At 65.9% G+C, this 19,908-nt stretch carries 15 protein-coding genes and 1 pseudogene; 3 read left to right on the forward strand and 13 right to left on the reverse strand.

Going from position 1 to position 19,908, the window contains the following annotated elements; translation table 11 throughout:
- Nucleotides 1–91: 91 nt before the first annotated feature.
- The 6 genes and pseudogenes from lpdA to ggt form a co-directional block, all read right to left on the reverse strand.
- Nucleotides 92–1,522, reverse strand: a complete 1,431-nt coding sequence (gene lpdA / locus ACQ858_RS12015; protein WP_431272977.1) for a dihydrolipoyl dehydrogenase — start codon at nt 1,520–1,522, stop codon at nt 92–94.
- A gap of 10 nt (nt 1,523–1,532) precedes the next feature.
- Nucleotides 1,533–2,798 carry a 2-oxoglutarate dehydrogenase complex dihydrolipoyllysine-residue succinyltransferase gene (gene odhB, locus ACQ858_RS12020; protein ID WP_431272978.1) on the reverse strand — a complete coding sequence of 422 codons (1,266 nt, stop codon included), beginning with the start codon at nt 2,796–2,798 and terminating at the stop codon, nt 1,533–1,535.
- Between the two features lie 45 nt (nt 2,799–2,843).
- Nucleotides 2,844–5,723: a 2-oxoglutarate dehydrogenase E1 component gene (locus ACQ858_RS12025; RefSeq protein WP_431272979.1), complete on the reverse strand. Its 2,880-nt coding sequence runs from the start codon at nt 5,721–5,723 to the stop codon at nt 2,844–2,846.
- A 183-nt stretch (nt 5,724–5,906) separates the two neighbouring features.
- Complete coding sequence (locus ACQ858_RS12030) at nt 5,907–7,811, reverse strand: propionate--CoA ligase (RefSeq protein WP_431276842.1); 1,905 nt, start codon at nt 7,809–7,811, stop codon at nt 5,907–5,909.
- 155 nt (nt 7,812–7,966) lie between these two features.
- Nucleotides 7,967–8,572 carry a DUF938 domain-containing protein gene (locus ACQ858_RS12035; protein ID WP_431276843.1) on the reverse strand — a complete coding sequence of 202 codons (606 nt, stop codon included), beginning with the start codon at nt 8,570–8,572 and terminating at the stop codon, nt 7,967–7,969.
- 149 nt (nt 8,573–8,721) lie between these two features.
- Nucleotides 8,722–10,447 (reverse strand): annotated as a pseudogene (ggt, locus tag ACQ858_RS12040) (gamma-glutamyltransferase).
- 505 nt (nt 10,448–10,952) lie between these two features.
- Here ggt and ACQ858_RS12045 point away from each other — a divergent pair.
- From ACQ858_RS12045 to ACQ858_RS12055, 3 genes are all read left to right on the forward strand, one after another.
- Nucleotides 10,953–11,270: a BON domain-containing protein gene (locus ACQ858_RS12045; protein ID WP_431276844.1), complete on the forward strand. Its 318-nt coding sequence runs from the start codon at nt 10,953–10,955 to the stop codon at nt 11,268–11,270.
- A gap of 73 nt (nt 11,271–11,343) precedes the next feature.
- A complete protein-coding gene (locus ACQ858_RS12050; protein ID WP_431272980.1) occupies nt 11,344–11,589 on the forward strand; it encodes a GlsB/YeaQ/YmgE family stress response membrane protein in 246 nt (81 codons plus the stop codon).
- A gap of 73 nt (nt 11,590–11,662) precedes the next feature.
- Complete coding sequence (locus ACQ858_RS12055; RefSeq protein ID WP_431272981.1) at nt 11,663–11,950, forward strand: glycine zipper 2TM domain-containing protein; 288 nt, start codon at nt 11,663–11,665, stop codon at nt 11,948–11,950.
- 44 nt (nt 11,951–11,994) lie between these two features.
- On the opposite strand, the gene ACQ858_RS12060 is transcribed toward ACQ858_RS12055, so the two are convergent.
- From ACQ858_RS12060 to ACQ858_RS12090, 7 genes are all read right to left on the reverse strand, one after another.
- Nucleotides 11,995–12,894: a hypothetical protein gene (locus ACQ858_RS12060; protein WP_431272982.1), complete on the reverse strand. Its 900-nt coding sequence runs from the start codon at nt 12,892–12,894 to the stop codon at nt 11,995–11,997.
- Nucleotides 12,830–13,519 (reverse strand): hypothetical protein, encoded by a 690-nt coding sequence (locus tag ACQ858_RS12065; RefSeq protein WP_431272983.1) that lies wholly within the window; start codon nt 13,517–13,519, stop codon nt 12,830–12,832. The genes ACQ858_RS12060 and ACQ858_RS12065 overlap by 65 nt, the downstream gene beginning before the upstream one ends.
- Entirely contained in the window at nt 13,516–17,178 is a 3,663-nt protein-coding gene (locus ACQ858_RS12070) for a BadF/BadG/BcrA/BcrD ATPase family protein (protein ID WP_431272984.1), read from the reverse strand. The genes ACQ858_RS12065 and ACQ858_RS12070 overlap by 4 nt, the downstream gene beginning before the upstream one ends.
- Nucleotide 17,179: 1 nt before the next feature.
- Nucleotides 17,180–17,440 carry a hypothetical protein gene (locus ACQ858_RS12075; protein ID WP_431272985.1) on the reverse strand — a complete coding sequence of 87 codons (261 nt, stop codon included), beginning with the start codon at nt 17,438–17,440 and terminating at the stop codon, nt 17,180–17,182.
- A gap of 110 nt (nt 17,441–17,550) precedes the next feature.
- On the reverse strand, nt 17,551–18,537 hold the full coding sequence (locus ACQ858_RS12080) for a prolipoprotein diacylglyceryl transferase family protein (RefSeq protein WP_431272986.1): 987 nt from the start codon (nt 18,535–18,537) through the stop codon (nt 17,551–17,553).
- A 35-nt stretch (nt 18,538–18,572) separates the two neighbouring features.
- Entirely contained in the window at nt 18,573–19,160 is a 588-nt protein-coding gene (locus tag ACQ858_RS12085; RefSeq protein WP_431272987.1) for a hypothetical protein, read from the reverse strand.
- A complete protein-coding gene (locus ACQ858_RS12090) occupies nt 19,157–19,900 on the reverse strand; it encodes a hypothetical protein (RefSeq protein WP_431272988.1) in 744 nt (247 codons plus the stop codon). Before ACQ858_RS12090 ends, ACQ858_RS12085 begins: the two co-directional genes overlap by 4 nt.
- Nucleotides 19,901–19,908: the final 8 nt, after the last annotated feature.

Below are 19,908 nucleotides of genomic sequence, written 5' to 3' on the forward strand. Positions count from 1 at the left end.
GGAGACACCTCGGAACCGGCCTTGCCGGGCCGAAGGTGTCGCCCCCTGGAGGGGGAGGCGGCTACACGAAGTGAGCAAGCAACGGGGGTGGTTAGAAATTCAGCGTGCGCTTGTCGACGGCAAGCGCCGCTTCCTTCGTCGCCTCGGACAGCGAAGGATGCGCGTGGCAGATGCGTGCGATGTCTTCGGCGCTGGCCTTGAACTCCATCGCGACGACGGCTTCGGAGATCAGCTCGCTGACCATCGGGCCCACCATGTGCACGCCGAGGATCTCGTCCGTGGCCGCATCGGCCAGGAACTTCACCATGCCGGTCGTGTCGCCCAGTGCCCGGGCACGGCCGTTCGCGAGGAACGGGAAGGTACCGGCCTTGTACGCACGGCCGCTGGCCTTGAGCTGCTGCTCGGTCTGGCCGACCCACGCGATCTCCGGCGAGGTGTAGATCACCCACGGGATCGTGTTGAAGTTGACGTGACCATGCTGGCCGGCAATGCGCTCGGCCACGGCAACGCCCTCTTCTTCCGCCTTGTGCGCGAGCATCGGGCCGCGCACCACGTCGCCGATGGCCCAGACATTCGGCAGGCTGGTCCTGCACTCGTCGTCCACCACGATCGCGCCGCGCTCGTCGAGCTTGAGGCCGACCGACTCGGGGTTCAGTCCGATGGTGTTGGGGATGCGGCCGATCGAGACGATCAGCTTGTCCACGTCGAGCTTCTGCGCCTCGCCCTTCGCGTCGGTGTAGGCGACGCTCACGCCGTTCTTGCCCGACTTGACTTCGCCGACGTTCACGCCCAGGTGGATCTTCAGTCCCTGCTTGTCGAAGGCCTTCTTGGCTTCCTTGGCGATCTGCTCGTCGACTGCGCCGAGGAAGGTCGGCAACGCTTCGAGCACGGTCACTTCGGCACCGAGGCGGCGCCACACCGAGCCCATCTCGAGGCCGATCACGCCGGAGCCGATCAACGCGAGCTTCTTCGGCACCGCGCCGATGCGCAGCGCGCCGTCGTTCGAGAGGATGTTCTCCTCGTCGAACGGGGCGCCCGGCAGCGGACGCGCGTTCGAGCCGGTCGCCACGATGACGTGCTTGCCGGTGATGCTCTCTTCAGAGGCGCCAGCGACCTTGATCTCGTAGCCGGCTTCGGAAGCCTTCACGAACGAGCCACGGCCGTGGAAGAACGCGACCTTGTTCTTCTTGAACAGGTAGACGATGCCGTCGTTGTTCTGCTTCACGACGTTGTCCTTGCGCGCGAGCATCTTGGCGACGTCGATGCCGAGCCCCTCGACCTTGATGCCGTGATCCGCGAAGGCATGGCCCGCGTGCTCGTAGTGCTCGGACGATTGCAGCAGTGCCTTCGAGGGGATGCAGCCGATGTTGGTGCAGGTACCGCCGAGGGCGGGGCCGCCCTTGGAGTTCGTCCACTCGTCGATGCAGGCCACGTTGAAGCCGAGCTGCGCCGCGCGGATCGCGGCGATGTAGCCGCCGGGGCCGCCGCCAATGACGACGACGTCGAATTGCTTGTCAGACATCCGGTGCTCCTTAGATGTCGAACAAGAGGCGCGCGGGGTCTTCCAGCGCTTCCTTCATCGCGACCAGGCCCAGCACGGCTTCGCGGCCGTCGATGATCCGGTGGTCGTAGCTCATCGCCAGGTAGTTCATCGGGCGAACCACGATCTGGCCGTTTTCGACGACAGCGCGGTCCTTGGTCGCGTGCACGCCGAGGATGGCCGACTGCGGCGGGTTGATGATCGGGGTCGACAGCATCGAGCCGAACACGCCGCCGTTCGAAATCGAGAACGTGCCGCCAGTCATCTCCTCGATGCCCAGCTTGCCGTCGCGCGCCTTGGCGCCGTATTCGGCGATCTTCTTCTCGATATCGGCGAAGCTCATCTGGTCGGCATTGCGCAGGATCGGCACCACCGGGCCGCGCGGCGAGCCGACGGCGATACCAATGTCGAAGTAGCCGTGGTAGACGATGTCATTGCCGTCCACCGAGGCGTTGAGCACCGGGTACTTCTTCAGCGCGTGCACCGCAGCCTTCACGAAGAAGCTCATGAAACCGATCTTGACGCCGTGTTCCTTCTCGAACTTCTCCTGGAAGCGCTTGCGCATTTCCATGACGGGCGCCATGTTCACTTCATTGAACGTGGTCAGGATCGCGTTGGTCGATTGCGATTGCAGCAGACGCTCGGCAATACGGGCGCGCAGGCGGCTCATCGGCACGCGCTGTTCCGGACGCTCGCCCAGGTCGGGCGCGGTGGCGGGTGCAGCGACCTGCGGCAGCGCGGTCTTCGGGGCGCCGGTCGGGATCGCGACGGGCGCGGCGACCTTGGCGGTCGCGCCGCCGGCCACTGCGCTCAGCACGTCGCCCTTGGTGACGCGGCCGTCCTTGCCGGTGCCGGTCACGTCGGAGGTAGCGAGCTTGTTGTCGGCGAGCAGCTTGGCGGCAGCAGGCATGGCGACGTCGGACTTCGACGTGCCGCCAGCGGCGGCAGCAGCCGCTGCGGGAGCGGCAGCCGGAGCCGCCGCAGGCGCAGCGGCGGGCGCGGCAGCACCGGCCTTGCCCTCGGTGTCGATCTTGGCGATGAGCTGATCGGCCACGACGGTCGCACCGTCGCCGGCCACGATCTCTGCCAGCACGCCGGCGGCGGGCGCCGGCACTTCGAGCACGACCTTGTCGGTCTCGATCTCGATCAGGATTTCATCGACGGCGACCGCTTCACCGGCCTTCTTCTTCCACTGCAGCATGGTGGCTTCGGCCACGGACTCGGACAACTGGGGGACTTTGACTTCAACGATGGACATTTCTGGTTCCGCTTCGTGTTTCTTGTGAGATGGTTCGAGTTCTTCTTACTTGGTCAGCACGAAGCCCTTGAGTTTCGCGAAGGCCGCATCGACGAGCGCCTTCTGCTGTTCCTGGTGCAGGTGCGAGTAGCCCACGGCCGGCGACGCCGACGCGGCGCGGCCGGCGTAGCCGAGCTTCTGGCCTTCCTGCATGTTCTCGTGGATGTAGTGCTGCACGAAGAACCACGCACCCTGGTTCTGGGGTTCGTCCTGGCACCAGACGACATCGGCAAGATTGGGGTACTTCTTCAGTTCGGCGCCGAAAGCCTTGTGCGGGAACGGATAGAGCTGCTCGACGCGGATGATCGCCACGTCGTCGAAGCCCTTCTCTTCGCGCTTCTTGGCCAGGTCGTAGTACACCTTGCCCGAGCAGGCGATGACACGCTTGACCTTCTCGGCCTTGAGGTCCTTGACGTCAGGGATGACCGTCTGGAAGCCACCCTTGGTGAACTCGGACAGCGGCGAGGTCGCGTCCTTGTTACGCAGCAGCGACTTCGGCGTCATGATGATCAGCGGCTTGCGCAGGTTGCGCACCATCTGGCGACGCAGCAGGTGGAAGATCTGGCTGGCGGTGGTCGGCTGCACGACCTGCATGTTGGTGTCGGCCGACAGCTGCATGAAGCGCTCGAGGCGGGCCGAGCTGTGCTCCGGACCCTGCCCCTCGTAGCCGTGCGGCAGCATCAGCGTGATGCCGTTGACGCGGCCCCACTTCACTTCGCCCGAGGCGATGAACTGGTCGATCACGACCTGAGCGCCGTTGGCGAAGTCGCCGAACTGCGCTTCCCAGATCACGAGCGTGTTGGGGTCGTTCGAGGCGTAGCCGTATTCGAAGGCCAGCACGGCTTCTTCGGACAGGATCGAGTCGATGACGACGAACGGCGCCTGGTTGTCGGCCACGTTCTGCAGCGGCACGTAGGTGCCTTCATCGAACTTCTCGCGGTTCTGGTCGTGCAGCACGGCGTGGCGGTGCGTGAAGGTGCCACGGCCGCAGTCTTCGCCCGACAGGCGGATCGGGTAGCCGCTGGCGACCAGCGAGGCGAAGGCCATGTGCTCGCCCATGCCCCAGTCAACGTTGACTTCGCCGCGGCCCATGGCCGCGCGGTCGTCGAGCACCTTCTTGACCAGCGGGTGCACGGTGAAATGGTCCGGCGACTTGGTGATGCGCTCGGCAAGACGCTTCCATTCGGCGAGCGGAATCGCGGTGTCGCCGGCATCGGTCCACTTCTTGTTGAGGAACGGCGCCCAGTCGACCGCGTACTTGCTCTTGAAGTTGGTGATGACCGGGTCGGTGGTGTTCTTGCCCGCGTCGAAGGCCGCGCGCTGCGCCTTGACCAGGTCGTCGCCGAGCGTGTCGCCGAGGCCCTGAGCGGCCAGTCTGTCGGCATACAGCTTGCGCGTGCCGGGGTGCTGGGCGATCTTCTTGTACATCAGCGGCTGCGTGAGCGCCGGGGTGTCCTGCTCGTTGTGGCCGAGCTTGCGGAAGCAGACGATGTCCACGACCACGTCCTTCTGGAATTCCATGCGGAATTCGAGCGCGAGCTGGGTGGCGAGCACCACGGCTTCGGGATCGTCGCCGTTCACGTGCAGCACCGGCGCCTCGATCATCTTGACGATGTCGCTGCAATAGAGCGTCGAGCGGCTGTCGCGCGGATCGCTGGTGGTGAAGCCGATCTGGTTGTTGATGACGATGTGCACCGTGCCGCCGGTGGAATAGCCGCGCGTTTCGGCCAGCGCCAGCGTTTCCATCACGACGCCCTGGCCGGCGAAGGCCGCGTCGCCGTGCACGATGACCGGCAGCACCTGCTTGCCGAGCGGGTCGGCGCGGCGGTCCATGCGGGCGCGCACCGATCCTTCGACCACCGGGTTGACGATTTCGAGGTGCGAGGGGTTGAACGCGAGGCTCAGGTGAACCGGGCCGCCGGGGGTCGAGACGTCCGAGCTGAAGCCCTGGTGGTACTTCACGTCGCCGCTCGGCAGGTCTTCGGGGGCGGTGTGGTCGAACTCCGCGAACAGGTCCGCGGGCAGCTTGCCCAGCGAGTTGACCAGCACGTTCAGGCGGCCGCGGTGGGCCATGCCGATGACGATTTCCTGCACGCCACGGGCGCCGGCCTGGTTGATCAGCTCGTCCATCGAGACGATGAAGCTCTCGCCGCCTTCGAGCGAGAAGCGCTTCTGGCCGACGTACTTGGTGTGGAGGAAGCGCTCGAGGCCTTCGGCAGCGGTGAGGCGGTCCAGCACGCGCTTCTTCTGGTCGGCGGTGAGCTTGGGGTTGGTGCGGGCGCTTTCCAGCTTCTGCTGCCACCAGCGCTTCTGCGCCTGGTCGGTCATGTACATGTACTCGGCGCCGATGGTGCCGCAGTAGGTTTCGCGCAGCGCGTTGAGCAGGTCGCGCAGGGACATCGTGTCCTTGCCGAAGAAGGTGTTGCTCGTGTTGAACACCGTCTCGATGTCGGCGTCGGAGAAACCGTAGAACGAGGGCTCGAGCTCCGGAATGGCGGGACGCTCGGCGCGCTTGAGCGGATCGAGGTCGGCCCAGCGGGCGCCGACGTTGCGGTAGGCGGCGATCAGCTGCTGAACGGCGGTGCGCTGGCGGCCGAGTTCGGAATCGGCGCCGCTGGCGTGGACCACCTTGGTGGTGCCCGCCTTGGCACGCTCGGCGAAAGCATTGATGACCGGGAGGTGGGGAACGTCCTTGGTGTGGCTGCCGTCGGTGGCAGGCACGTTTTGCAGGGCGTCGAAGTAGGCACGCCAGTTGTCGGGGACGCTACCGGGATTGGAGAGGTAGTTCTCGTACATTTCTTCGACATATGGCGCGTTGCCACCGAAGAGGTACGTATTGCCTTGATAGGCGGAGTAGACGGACGGAGCCGACGAGGAATCGCTCATATTGCGCTGACCTTCGCTTCCCTGAGGGAGGCACGAGCTGGTTAGGAAACCTTCCGCGACACGGCTGAACCGATTGGCGGATGCGACTGTGGCTGGGAAGGGCCGGAGTACATCGCGCATTGTGCCACCGATCGGGAAAACCCGAGGCGACCGGCCCTGGCGACAGTTGAGGATGCAGTGGTGTCAGAGCAACTGCTTGATCTGCTGGAGCGTGCTCGGATCGTCGATCGTCGTCAGATCCCCGGGGTCGCGGTGCTCGCAGACGGCCTGGATCGCGCGGCGCAGCAGCTTGCCGCTGCGGGTCTTGGGCAGCGCCGTCACGAAGCGCACCCGCGCGGGCCGGGCCAGCGCGCCGAGGTCGTCGGAAACCCGCTTCATGATTTCCCCCTCCAGCCGCAACGCCAGATCGGCATCGGTGGCCGCCGCAGCCTCCTTCGAGACGACGAACGCCAGCGCCACCTGCCCCTTCAGTGCATCGGCGACGCCAACCACTGCGACTTCCGCCACGCCCGGATGCCCGGAGATGCTTTCCTCGATCTCGCGCGTGCCGAGCCGATGTCCGGCGACATTGATCACGTCATCGGTGCGCCCCAGGATATAGAAATAGCCGTCCTCGTCCCGGATGCCCCAGTCGAAGGTCGAATAGACCGTCTTGCCCGGAATGCTCTTCCAGTAGGTGTTGACGAAACGGGCATCGTCCCGCCACACCGTCTGCATGAAGCCCGGCGGCGTGGGCCCCTCGATGACGACGACGCCTTTCTCGTTGGCGCCGGTGAGTTCCTCTCCGGTCGATTCGTGGAGGATCTTGACCTTGAACCCGTACATCGGAATGCCCGGACTGCCGAACTTGCTCGGCATGCGCTCGACGCCGTTGGCCACCGTGAGGATCGGCCAGCCGGATTCGGTCTGCCAGTAGTTGTCAATGATCGGCACACCCAGGCCGTCGCTGATCCAGCGCGCGGTGGGCTCGTCGAGCGGCTCCCCGGCCAGGAACAGTGCGCGCAGGCTCGAAAGGTCGTATTTCTTCAAGAGCGCGGGATCCTGCTTCTTGAGCACGCGCACTGCCGTCGGCGCACTGAACATCACCGTCACCTTGTACTTCTCGACGAGGCGCCACCAGATACCGCCGTCCGGCTCCCGGTCGATGCCCTGCGTGGGGAGTCCCTCGTACATGATGGTCGCCATGCCCGCGATCAGCGGGCCGTAGACGATGTAGCTGTGCCCGACAACCCAGCCGATGTCGCTGGTCGAGAAGTAGGTTTCGCCCGCGCGGCCGTCGAAGATGTGCTTCATGCTCGCGGCCAACGCCACCGCGTAGCCGCCGGTGTCGCGCTGCACCCCCTTGGGCTTGCCGGTGGTGCCGCTCGTGTAGATGGTGTAGCTGATGTCCGTGGCGTCCAGCCAGGTGCACGGCACCTGCGCATCCATGTGCCTGTCGCGCAGCACAGCGGCGAGATGGTCGCGCCCCGCCACCAGATCCATGGGCGCGAGGCCCCGGTCCACCAGCAGCACGGCCTGGGGCTTGTGCGCCGACAGACGGATCGCCTCGTCCAGGAGCGGCTTGTACGCCAGCACCCTGTTTCCGCGCGAACCGGCGTCGGCGCTCACGACGACCTTCGGCGTCGCATCCTCGATGCGCGACGCCAGCGAACCGCTCGCAAAACCACCGAACACCACGCAGTGGATCGCGCCGATGCGCGCGCACGCCAGCATCGCGAACGCGGCCTCCGGAATCATGGGCATGTAGATCAGCACCCGGTCACCCTTGCCCACGCCGAGTTCCATCAGGCTCGCGGCGGTGCGCTGGACTTCGGCGTGAAGCTCGCGGAAGGAATAGGTCCTTTCGACGCCGGTCTCGGTGGAGACGAAGATCAGCGCGGGCAGGTCGCCACGGCTCGCGAGATGCCGGTCCACCGCGTTGTGGCAGAGATTGGTCGTTCCGCCGGCGAACCACTTGACGAAGGGCGGCTGGCTCGCATCGAGGATCTGCCCGGGTGGCGTTTTCCAGTCGATGAGCTTCGCCTGCTCGGCCCAGAAGGCTTCCGGCGCGTCGATGGAACGGCGATAGAACTCTGCATAGCGGTCCATGAGGCTTGTCTCCATGTTCAGATTTCGGAATGGCCAAAAACTGAATTCATAATTATTCGCAGGCTGCTTGCGAGGAACTGACAGTCTCGCGCAACAACAACAAGATATGCGGTGCGAGCTGACTGCAGCCGCGAAACGACGATCGACATACTGCGCTAGCGACGATAGACCAGCATCAAATTGTTCGCCGGCATCTCGACCAGCCGCGTGCGTGCGAAACCGCGCGCGTCGGCGGCGGTGTCGAGATCCTCTACCCGCCGCAGTCCCCAGCGCGAATCGCGCGCCCTGAGCGACGCATCGAACGCTTCGTTCGAGGGCGCGGTCGCCACGCCCTCGCGCCGCCACGGGCCATAGAGGATCAACGGCTCGCCCTTGACCAACAGGCGCTCGGCGCCTGCGACCAACCCGAGTGTCGCTTCCCAAGGGCTGATATGCGCCATGTTGATGCACAGCACTGCATCGGCGGTATCGATGGGCCAATGGGTCGACGCGGCATCGAGCGCGAGCGGCGGCAAGACGTTGCCGAGCCCCGCGCACCAGCTTGCGATCGAGCCGAGCGCACCTGGGTCTGGATCGGTCGGCTGCCAGAAATGGCCGGGGAAAAGCTCCGCGAAGAAAGCGCAATGCTCGCCAGACCCGCTCGCCACTTCGAGCACTTTGCCGGCAACCGGCAATTCCTCCCGCAACATCTCTGCGATCGGCTCGCGGTTGCGCAAAGTGGCCGGCGCGTGCTTGCGCACCGCACCATCGTCACCGGGCATCCAGGGCGTGTGATCTTGCATTGAGGCCTCGCAAAAAGTTTGGGTCTCGCCAGGCCAGGCGGGGCCGATCGCCAGTTGCTGCGGCGCGCGCACGCATCCGCAGGAGGCTCAGGCACAACGACAGGCCGCGGGCACGCTCGCCCAGAGCCTCAATAGCCGGCGGCGAGGCCGGTATTGCGGCGCGGATCGTTGGCGCCGTAGAAGCGATTGTTCGCCACCGGCTTGCCGCCCAGCGAGGGCGCACCCACGATGATGGCGGCCAGGTGGTTGGCAGGCTGCGGCGCACCGAGGTTGTGACCCATGTCGACGAGGATCTTGCGCGTGTCCGCGGAAAAAGCGAACGTCTCGACGTTGGTCACGTCAGGGAGCCACTGCTGGTGGAAGCGCGGCGCATCCACCGCCTCCTGAACGTTCATGCCGTGGTCGATCGCATTGATCATGGTCTGCAGAACCGCGGTGATGATCCGGCTGCCGCCCGGCGTGCCCACGACCATCACAGGCTTGCCGTCCTTGGTCACGATGGTCGGACTCATGGACGACAACGGCCGCTTGCCCGGCTCGATCTTGTTCGCTTCGCCTTGCACGAGACCGTAGAGATTGGGCACGCCCACCTTCGCGGTGAAGTCGTCCATCTCGTCGTTGAGCAGCACGCCCGTCCTGGGCGCGGTCACCTTGGCGCCGAACCAGTCGTTGAGCGTGTAGGTGACCGACACCGCGTTGCCCCACTTGTCCGCGATCGAGTAGTGCGTCGTGTTGCTGCCTTCATGCGGCGGCACGCCGGGCTTGATGTCCTTGGAGACTCCGGCCTTCTTCGGATCGATCACCCCGCGGATCTTCTCGGCGTAACCCTTGTCCAGCAGGCGGTCGAGCGGGTTCTTCACGAAGTCCGGATCGCCGAGATAACTGTTGCGGTCGACGTAGGCGTGGCGCATGGCTTCGATCATGTAATGAGATCCTTGGGCCGAGTTCCAGCCCAGATCCTTCAGCGGATAGCCTTCGAGGATGTTGAGCATCTCGCAGATGACCACGCCGCCCGAACTCGGCGGCGGTGCGGACACCACGTGATAGCCCCGGTAGTCGCACTCGACCGGCGCCAGTTCGCGCGTCTTGTACTGGGCCAGATCTTCCATCGTGATGATGCCTTTGCCCGCCTTGCTCGAATCGGCAATCGACTTGGCCACCCAGCCCTTGTAGAAGCCGTCGGTGCCCTTGTTGCTGATCTCGCGCAAGGTGCGCGCGAGGTCTCTCTGGACGAGTCGGTCGCCCGCCTTGTAAGGCTCGCCCTTGTTCAGAAAGATGGCGCCCGAAGCCTGGTCTTCCTGGAAATCCTTCGTCGCGGTGCGCAGCAGGTCGACATCACCCTGCTGAAGCACGAATCCCTTCTCGGCCAGTTGAACGGACGGAGAGATCAGCTGCGCGCGCTTCATGGTGCCGTACTTCTCACGCGCGTACTCCATGCCCGAGACGCTGCCCGGCACGCCCACGGCCAGATGCCCCTTGGTGGAGGCTCCCTTGATCACGTTCCCGTCCTTGTCCAGGTACATGTCGGCGGTTGCCGCGAGCGGGGCCTTCTCGCGGGAAGTCGAGGAACGTCTTGCGGCCATCCGCCAACTGGATGGTCATGAAGCCGCCCCCGCCCAGGTTGCCGGCCGCGGGATAGACCACCGCGAGCGCATAGCCCACGGCGACTGCGGCATCGACTGCGTTGCCGCCGCGCTTGAGCACGTCGACGCCGACATTGCTTGCCAGATGCTGCGCACTCACGACCATGCCGTTTTCGGCGGCCACCGGGGCGCTGGAAAACGCGTGGCTCGGGGAGAGCAGCAGTGCGAGAGACGCGCCGAGCGCGATGCGGGTGAGATGAAGGATGTTCATGCCTGTTGCAGTTGGCTAAATCAAATCGATAGCGCAATCCCTCGCATCGAACAAGCCGAAAGGCGTTGCCTTGTGCTCCGAGCTGCAATGGAAGCGCTCCCAGGTCCCCGGATTCATCGTAGCGGCATCACGAAGGCACGGCAATATTGGATCGGGAAGCTGCATCGAGACAGAGGGCCGTGTGCGAATCGAGACAGTGCGCCCGGGGGACAAGAAGAATGCCGATCTCGTAGACGCCGCACGCGGCATCGTGACGCCATGCCGTCAACCTCATCCGCAGCTGTCCTACAGGCGCGGAGGTGCTGCTCCGATGCAGGTCATCGCACCCGGTTCCTATAGTGAAAGCATCCAGTCCATACCGAGAAGCAAGAACGCCAAGCCTTGCAGCGGGAAACAAAAGAGCGGCCGCGGCCACGCTCGCAACCTGGAGCCCAAGCGCAAGGGCGCAAGCCTGGGTGGCGGGGCCGTGGCCGCGCCAGATTCCGAGTCAACCAAGGAGATGATCATGCAACTTCGCAATACTTTGACGCTCGCCGCAACCGTCGCGGCCCTGCTCGCCGGCACCGGTTGTGCAGTAAGCCGCGGCCAGGAATCCGTCGGCGCGTATGTCGACGATGCCACGATCACCACGGTCGTGAAGAGCCGCTTCGTCAAGAACGATCAGGTCAATGCCGGCGCGATCAAGGTCGAGACGCTCAATGGCACCGTGATGCTCTCAGGATTCGCACGCAGCGCTGAAGAGCGGCGGACCGCCGAGATGCTGGCCGCAGACGTCAAGGGCGTGCGTGGCGTGCGCAATGCGATCGTGGTGCGCCCCTCGTGATCCTGAGCCCTGAAGCGCGCTCCTGATCCGGAAAGCTTCACAACTGTCGGCATTGCCGCACGAAGGGATTCGTATGGGTCTGCTCTGGTTTCTCATCATTGGCCTGCTCGCAGGCTGGCTTGCCGGAATGCTCGTCAGGGGCGGCGGCTTCGGAATCGTCGGCGACCTGGTCGTCGGCGTGGTCGGCGCGTTCCTCGGGGGCTTGCTGTTCAGCTCGCTGAGCCTCTCCGGCGGCGGCGGCTTCATCGGAAGTCTGGTCGTCGCCACCGTCGGAGCGATCGTGCTGCTGATCATCGTCCGGCTCATCAAGCACGCCTAGGAAAGACATCGTCGCTCCCAACGCACTGCGGCGCTCCCCGAGCGTCATCAAGCTCGCACTGAAGGAGAACACCATGATCACACGACTCTGGATCGCGGCGGCTGTCGCCGCCTCTGTCATGACGCTGGCCGGTTGTGCCGCCGGACCGAACGAGCAACTCGGCACCGCGGCCGGCGCAGCCGGTGGCGCAGTCATCGGGCACGCGATCGGCCACAACCCGGCGGCCACCGTTGGCGGTGCCGCCGTCGGCGGCCTGATCGGCAACCAGGTGGGCAGAAGCGTCGACCAGCGCAACTCCTACTACTACCCTGGGTACTACCCTAACAACAGCTACTACCCGTACAACGGGCCGACCAACTGAGCGTGGTGATATCCCGGTGATGCCGTCTTTGCGGCGCACCGGGATCAGCGATCCTGACATCGACGCCATCGCGGCCTGTCCGAAGAGTCCGGCCGCCGAGGCTCCTGGCTCATGGCGAGCTTCGCTTTGAACAGGTCCCGCAGCACCCGGCTGTACGCGTTGGCGGCGCCGTCTCCCGTGGTCTCGATGGCGCAGAAGATCGCATGCGGATACTTCTCCGTCACCAGCGACTGAACGCCGTCCGACACGCCCGAGGACGGCATGCAGCCGAAAGGCTTGACGCTGACCACCATGTGCGCCTTGCGCTGCTGCACGCTCTGGATGAGCTTGCCGACTTCCATGTGGCCTTCACCGCCGCGGAGATGGTTGTCGTAGTACGGATGCGAGAGCGTCGCGATCTCGTCGAAGTCCGACAGATGGGCGTTCCGAAGCCCCAGCAGTGCCGCATAGAGCCCGAACACGGCACGCAACGCGAACTCCGCCACCGTCATCGAAAGCATCCTGCGCACCGGATTCTTTCCGGCCAGGCCATGGCGCGCATCGTCATGCGCAGGCAGGGTCATGCGGCGCCGTGTGTCCCACTTCACCTGCCAGATGTTGTAGAGCAGCCAGGCGGTGACCGGCTGCACATCGACCTCGGCGCCCTCGGCTTCGAGAAAGCGCTGGAGTCGGTAGTTGCCGTCGCCCTCGGTCGTCATGGCCCAGAACTCGCCGATGACCGAGACCATGGGCTTGATTTGCGAACGGTCGAGCGCAACCGCCGCGAGCAGACGGCGACTCTTCCACAGCGCGGCAAGCATGCTTCTTCGACGCGCGAGCGCGTCGTGCAGCAAGGCCTTGCAGCGATCCAGCGCCCTGTCGGTTGCGCCCGTATTCAATTCATAGGGGCGCATGCGATAGCCCATCGCATTCAGCACGTCGCCGGCCACGACCGCGCGCAGCACCGCCAGGAAGAACCTGCGATCGAGCGCCAGGCCATCCCCTTCGCCGCAGGCCTGCCTGAGCCCCCTGCTGCTGGAACAGCAGCACGCGAAAGCCCTCGAAGCCGGCATCGCGCAGTGCCTTGCGGTATTCGGTGGCGTAGGTTCCGAAGCGGCATGGACCGCATGCCCCCGCAGTGAGAAACACATGGCCTTCGACGATCTCGCGAGTGCTCAGACCCTGCACGTCGCGCAGCGCGACGAGGTGCTTCACGAGATTGCCCACGGTGAAATAGGTCGGATTGCACTGGCCGCGATTGCCGAACTCGCGACCGAAGCGCAACGCCTCGTTGTCCGGCACATCGAGGACACGGACCCGGTAGCCGATGCTCGCGAGCGCGCCTTGGATCAACAAGTCCTGTGCCTGCGTCAGGCCGCCGCACAGCAAGGTGGTGTGCTCGCGCTGGGCCCGCGTGAAGCGCGCCGGTGCGGCATCGCGCCAATGCACCGGCGGCTTCACGGCAAGACCCAGACGGGCACGCTCTTCGCGTTCGAAGCGGCGCAGTTCCTCCTCGATCCCGGCGGCGCATGCCGCTTCGTCTCGCAGCCAGACGACCGTGCGGGGCGCCGCATCCGAAGCCCTGGTCATGCCAGCCTCCGCGCATGGTCCGGCTCGGTGGCGGATTTCGGGCGCCACCGATGGATGGTGATCGGATGCACGTTCGAAGACGGCGACATGCCGCAGGCGAGGTCGTGCACCGGTTCGGGCCGCGCGAACACCAGCGGCTTTTCTTCGGCGAGGTACGAGGCGTAAGCCTGGTCGAGGACATCGGGCCGCGCGGATTTCGCGCCGGCGCGACGAGCCGCCGTCAGTTCCCGCCGCTTCTGGTCAATCCGCCGCTCAAGCTCCGTGCGCGCCTTGCGCAGGTCCTCCAGGTGCTCCGCATGCCGCGCAAGCGCATGCGCATAGGTCCGCACCCTGATCTTGATCGAGCCGGACGGCCTGTTGGCATCGATGTCGTGCAACGCGGCATAGGGCGTTGCGCTCGCGCCAACGATGTCGTCGATCATCCCGTACGTCGGCGCATCGTGGCCGCATTTGAAGCTCGAGAGATCGAGCACGACCAGGTTCGGATGCCGCGCGGCGAACTTCGCGGCCCACACCTTCTCCGCGCTGTTGGTCGAGTAGGCCTCCGGCCAGACGTCGGCGATGCGAAGCGCATCGCTCTGCTGCGCTTCGTCGTCCGTAAAGAAGCGCGCCAGCCATTGCGGCTCCTTCGGTATCGAGCGGATCGACAACACCGGATAGCCCAACGCCTGGAACTCGTCCAGCACGCCGTGGTTCAGGCCCGGGTCGTTGTGATAGGGACGTCCCAGCATGAGGATGCCGACCTTGTTCTCCTCTTCGAGGCGCTCCAGCAGCAGCAATCCGCGTCGTTGCATCTCGCTGTCGAAGGCCCGCATCGCCGCGAGCCCCTGCTCCACCGCGAAATCGCTCTCGTCGCGCGTCACGCGCAACCGGTCGCCCCAGGCCTCGAACATCTGCTTCTTCATGTAGTGCGGCTCGTTCAGGGTGATCGCCGGGTCGACATATGCCACGCCAGCCTGCGCGAAATGGTCTCCCTCTTTCGTGAATGCGGCACGAACGACCTTGGGCACACCGGCGACGATCGGACAGGCCGTCGTGTCGGGCATGCCCCGCACGAAGCTCGGCAGATGGGTCAGGCAGGGAAAGAAGATGAAGTCGAGCGGGCGGGTCCTGTGCCTGACCAGCAACAGGTCGTGAACGTGCGCCAGCGCCACCTTGGATGGAAAGCACGGGTCGATCGAGCCGTAGCGGCTGCCCGCCTCCCACAAGGCCTCGCTCGTGAAGTCGGAGAACACGACCCCACGACTGGCGACGCCGAGCGCTTCGAAATAGGTTCGAAACAGCGGCGCGGTCGAGTACATGTTGAGCACGCGCGGGATGCCGATGCGCAGACGCGCGCGGTATGCCGCGCTCTCGCTGCATGATCGCTCGAAGCCTCGCTCGAAAGTCCGTCGCGTCACGCCGAGGTAGAAAGTCTTCCATGCCCTGCGAACGCGCACGTCCCCGACCGGCGTGCCGGCCTCGGGCAACGGCTCCGGCTGATGGAAGGACTTGAAGGCCAGTTCGGCCTCGTAGTCGACCAGATTCGGGAACCGCGACTTCAGCGAGTTTCGCTGCGTGATCAGCGCCTTGAGCGCCTCTTTCGATTCCACGGTTCCGTTCTCGCAGGAGAAGCCGGCGATGTAGCGGCTCGTCCTGCCGCCCGGCGTTGCCGCGTCGATGAACGTGCGCTTGCACGCATTGGCGCAGAAGTGGCAAACGGTGCTCTCGTCGTTGCGCGTGGTGTAGCCGAGGCCGATCGCCGCATCGAGCCCCACGAACCGGCTGGTGCCACGGCGCATGACCACACGCCTCGCCTCGAGCGCCGCGCCGATCGCACCTGCCTCGCCACAATGCGGGTGCACGCGCACCACGGCACCCGGCACCCGATGGACGATGTAGTCATGCTGCGCCTTGACCGCGGCAAGGTTGTTCTGCGTTCCGCCCTGGAGCACGAAGACCCGGCCGAGCTGCGCGAGCCGTGGAATCTGCACCACGTACTGCCAGATGTTCTTTGGCAGCACGAGCGCGAGGCCGGCCATCAGCTCTTCGCGCGCGTAGCCTTCTTTCTGGAAGGTCACGCGGTCGGTGTCGAGGAACACCGCGCAACCGTAGTTGAACTGCGGGCTGTGCCTTGCCCTGAACGCCGTCGCGGCGTAGTCCTCCATCGCGACGCCGAACTGGCGGGCCATGGCCTGCAGCAACATGCCGTTGCCCGCCGAGCACTGGTTGGAGAGCCGGAAGTTGCGGATGTCCCCGTGCGCCATGAAAAGCACCTTGATGTCCTGCCCGCCGACATCGCACACCACGTCCACGTCATCGAAGAGGCGCGTGGCCGACATCATGTGCGCCACCGTCTCGACGATGTTCGCGTCCGCGCCGATCGTCTCTTCGAGGATGTCCGCCGCATAGCCGGTCGCGCCGAGACCGAGCACGCGCAGGCAGGCGCCCTGCCCCGCCACGAATTCGCGCAGCCGCGCCAGGATCCGCTTCGCATCCGCGATCGGATTGCCCTCCGAGAGCTGGTAGTGCTTGAAAAGCAGTTCGCCCTCGGCATCGAGCAGCACCGCCTTCGACGAAGTCGACCCGCCATCGATCCCCACGTAGCCCTCGACCAGGCGGCCTGGCGCGAACGTTGCAGGGACGAAGACCGGCACGCGAAAGCGTTCGATGAAGGCGTCGCGCTCTTCATCGTTCGCCACCAGCGCGGGGCCCTCGGCGTGCCTGCCGCCGGAGCCTCGTCCTTCAGCCAGCGAGGCGCGCAGCGCGGCGCTGCCCAGGTAGCGCCCCGTCTCTGCCCGCTCGCCGAGTCCGTAGACCGCCGCGCCATAGGCGGCATACAGCTCGGCGTTGTCCGGGACGAAGACGAGTTCCTCGGGCGGCATGTCGCGCACGCATGGGTGGCCGCGTGCCCGCCAGAGTTCGACGATGCGTTGCCGCCAGCATGCCTGGAGGAACGGGAGGTACGTGTTCGGCCCGCCGAGAAGGAGCACGCGCGGCTGCAGGGTATGTCCGCGTGTGAGCACCGACAGGTTCTGCGCCACGATCGCATCCGCCAGCGAACACATGACCTCCGGCGCGGGAATGCCCGACTTCACCAGGCCCACGATGTCGGTCTCGGCGAACACGCCGCATTTGGCGGCCACGGGATGCAGCTTGTCCCCATTCCATGCGAGCCTCGCCAGTGCCCCGGACGGCAGCCCCACTTTCATCACGCACTTGTCGATGGTCGCGCCGGTGCCCGAGGCGCACTTGTCGTTCATCGAGGCGATCACGCGCCGGGCGGAGGCATGGGCGCCTTCGGGCGCCGGCTTGTAGATGATGATCTTCGCGTCCTGCCCGCCCAGTTCGATCACGCTGCCCACGTCCGGATGCAAGGCATCGACCGCAAGGGTCACCGCGTTCACTTCCTGCACGAACTTCGCGCCGATGAGCGGGGCGAGCGGCGGCGCACCCGAGCCGGTGATGAAGGCGCGCATCGACGCAGGCGGTACGCCGCCGAAGCGCGATTCGATGGCGCAGAACTGCGCATCGAGTGCCGCGGCCTGGCGCGTCTCGTGGCGGTGATAGTCGGACCAGAGGATGGCGCGCGTCGCCGCATCGACGACCACGGTCTTGACGGTGGTCGAGCCGATGTCGATGCCCAGGATGCATTCCGGGGCCGCAGATCGTCTGTCCACGTCAGTCCTTCCCGGCCTTGCCGCGCTTCATTCGTCCCCAGGCGATCGCCAGGCGCGTGCGCAGCGGCACGCGGGGAACCTCGGTCGGCGCGCACGACGCCGGCGGTGTCGAGGACGGAGAGACCGCCAGCAGGCGCACGACCTCTCGATTGCCCAGCGTTTGCTGCAGACGCAGGACCGTGCGCGGCGGCAAGTGACGGTCTGCGCTCCCGGCTCTGCCTTGACGGAGCCGTCGAAGCCCGTCGCCCAGGGGGTCATCCATTCACACCTCCGTTCAGCGCGACTCGCCGCGCAGGATCAAATGAAACACGCCGCGCTGGCTGTCCAGCAGCTCCCGACGGCGGTTCGTTCCGGCAGAGGCCAGGCGCGCGATCAGCCGCGCGAGCGTGCGTGCTTCTTCCGCCGTGAGCCGCCTGTCGGCCCGGGACAAGGAAACCAGGAGGGATCGAGAGTCTTCCAGCGCCTGCGTGGAGAGGCAGATCGCCAACGAAGTGCGCCTGACATCGATGCACTGCGCCGATGAAGGCGCCGCCTGCACGATGTCGGCGATCTCCCCGCGTGCCCGGCCAGCACGAGCGACCGGACGGAAGACCTGCCGATAGCGAGCCACGCCATCGACAGCACGGCAAACGCGAGCATGGCGAGATGCCCTGGCGCCATCGGCAGGCGGCCCGTCCACTCACCGACCACGACGCCCAAGAGAATGAGCATCGAAGTCCACTGCGCTTCGGAAAGCCTGTGCCAGTAAGGCCGCAGCGCGTCGCCGCGCAGTTCCTCCAGCCAGATGCGCAAGGTCGAGTAGGTGGCGACATACCACGACAGCGCCGTCCCGGGCGCCCGGCCTTGCAGCACGAGCAGCGTGCCGCCGCAGACGATGGCCAGCACCAGCAGCGATTCGAGGGCCTGCACCGGAAACAGGCGGACGCCGACATAGCGATGCGGAAAGCCTTCGTCGGCATGAGACTCGCTGTAGGCGACGCCGAACGCATGCGGCTTGCCATGGCAGCAACCCACCATCAGGCAACCCTGGCGCCCGCAGGCCAGGAACACGCCCAGGCCGAGTGCCGTGAGGTCGAGGTACGGCAGCACCGGCAGCCCGCGAACACGAAGGACCAGGGCGCAGCACGCAAGGATCGCCACTTCGTGGTGGTAGTAGACGAGCGACTCCCTCCCGGTGAGCACCTTGGTCGCCATCGCCAGCGTGAGGAACACGATGGCCGCCACGCCAAGCAGGCTGCAGAGCACGGCGCGCGACAGACCCGTCGGCCCCGCCAGCCACATCGCCAGCGAGGCGCCCAGCAGGAGGCCCGCCATCCCGCACACCTGGAAGCTGCTCCACTCGCGGCCCAGCAGTCGCATGCGCGGTCGCGGCCAGCCGGACGATGGTCGGCGGTTCACCGGAGACCCTTCAGCAATTCGAGCACCTGGGGATCGGACTCGATCGCGCGGTGTCGTCGCAGCGCGTCGATCGCGAGCGGGGTGGCGGCACGAAGCAGCCCGCGCACCGCGCTGGCCCGCGACGCCGCCAAGGGACTCTCAAGCAGGCCCACGATCGCCGACTGCGCAGCCGCCGCGCCACGGCCCTGCCCGGCAACCCGATCGCCCAGCAGCACGGCGGCGTGATTCACGAAATCCGCGTTGCCGCCATCCAGCACCTCGACCAGCCCGGAGATCGCGTCCTCCGCGTCGATGGCGGCCAGGGCTTCCATCGCGCCGGGGAGCACGACCGGATCACCCTGGGCCAGGGCCTCGCGAAAGCTGCCCAGCACCGCCGGCAGCGTCGAAGGCAAGGCAAGCTCCCGCAGCAACAGCAGGACGCGCCAGCGGCCGGTCGGCCCCAGGGCGCGATCGTCCAGCCCCCGCAGCAGCAACGGCGCAGCCGCGGGCCCCTGCGCCCGGAACCACCGGAACGCATCCTCGTAGACCGGCGCGGCATCGCTCGCAAGACGATCGAGTTGCGCCTCGCCCTGTTCGGCGGTCATAGGCTGATCCCCATGACTTCCTTGACCTTCAGCACGAAGAAGTCCTTGTCGCGCTGGAGGATCTCGGGGTTGGCATCGACGCGGCGCTTCAGTTCCTTGAGGACGGCCAGCGCGACATCGGGGTGCAGTACGTCCTTCATGACTTTCAGCCTCTTCACGATGTTGTCATCCGGATGAATCCCGCCGGACGGAAGTTCCTTGCCGCTGCCTGGCGGTACACGGTACCGGCGCTGCCAGAGCGAGGCGTAGATTTCTGTTTCCGGGTATTGGTAGGCTTCGAAGAACTTCTGCGAGTCGCCGATCACTCGTTTGCGTTCGTCGGCCGGGAGCGACGAAAGTGCGGCGTCCATGATTTCGCTCGAATAGGTCGTGCCGTATTGCAGGTGCCCCGCCATCTCGTGGGCCAGGTTTTCCCATACGTTCTTCGGGTCCTGTTCGGCGATCTGAACCCACGACATGCCGACCGTCAACGTGTTGCCGCTCTGCGAGGCATAGAAGCCGCCCTTGAGCGCCGCCGCCGGATCGAAGTTGAACGTCACGCCCTTTGCCACTTTCTCGAGCTCGGTGCCTTTCACACTCGCCACCACGCTGGCCCATGCGGCAGCGGCACGCTTCTTCCAAGCCGGCTGGTCGGCGGTGTCCCAGGCCGTGGTCGGGCTCGCCGGGAGGCCGTGCTCCTCCTCGGCCTTCTTGACGACATCCTGCAGCTCCACCTTCGGCGCCTTGACCGGCGGCGGCAAGCCCTTCT

Origin of the sequence: Variovorax ureilyticus, from assembly GCF_050632185.1 — a bacterium.
Classification (GTDB): domain Bacteria; phylum Pseudomonadota; class Gammaproteobacteria; order Burkholderiales; family Burkholderiaceae_C; genus Variovorax; species Variovorax ureilyticus_A.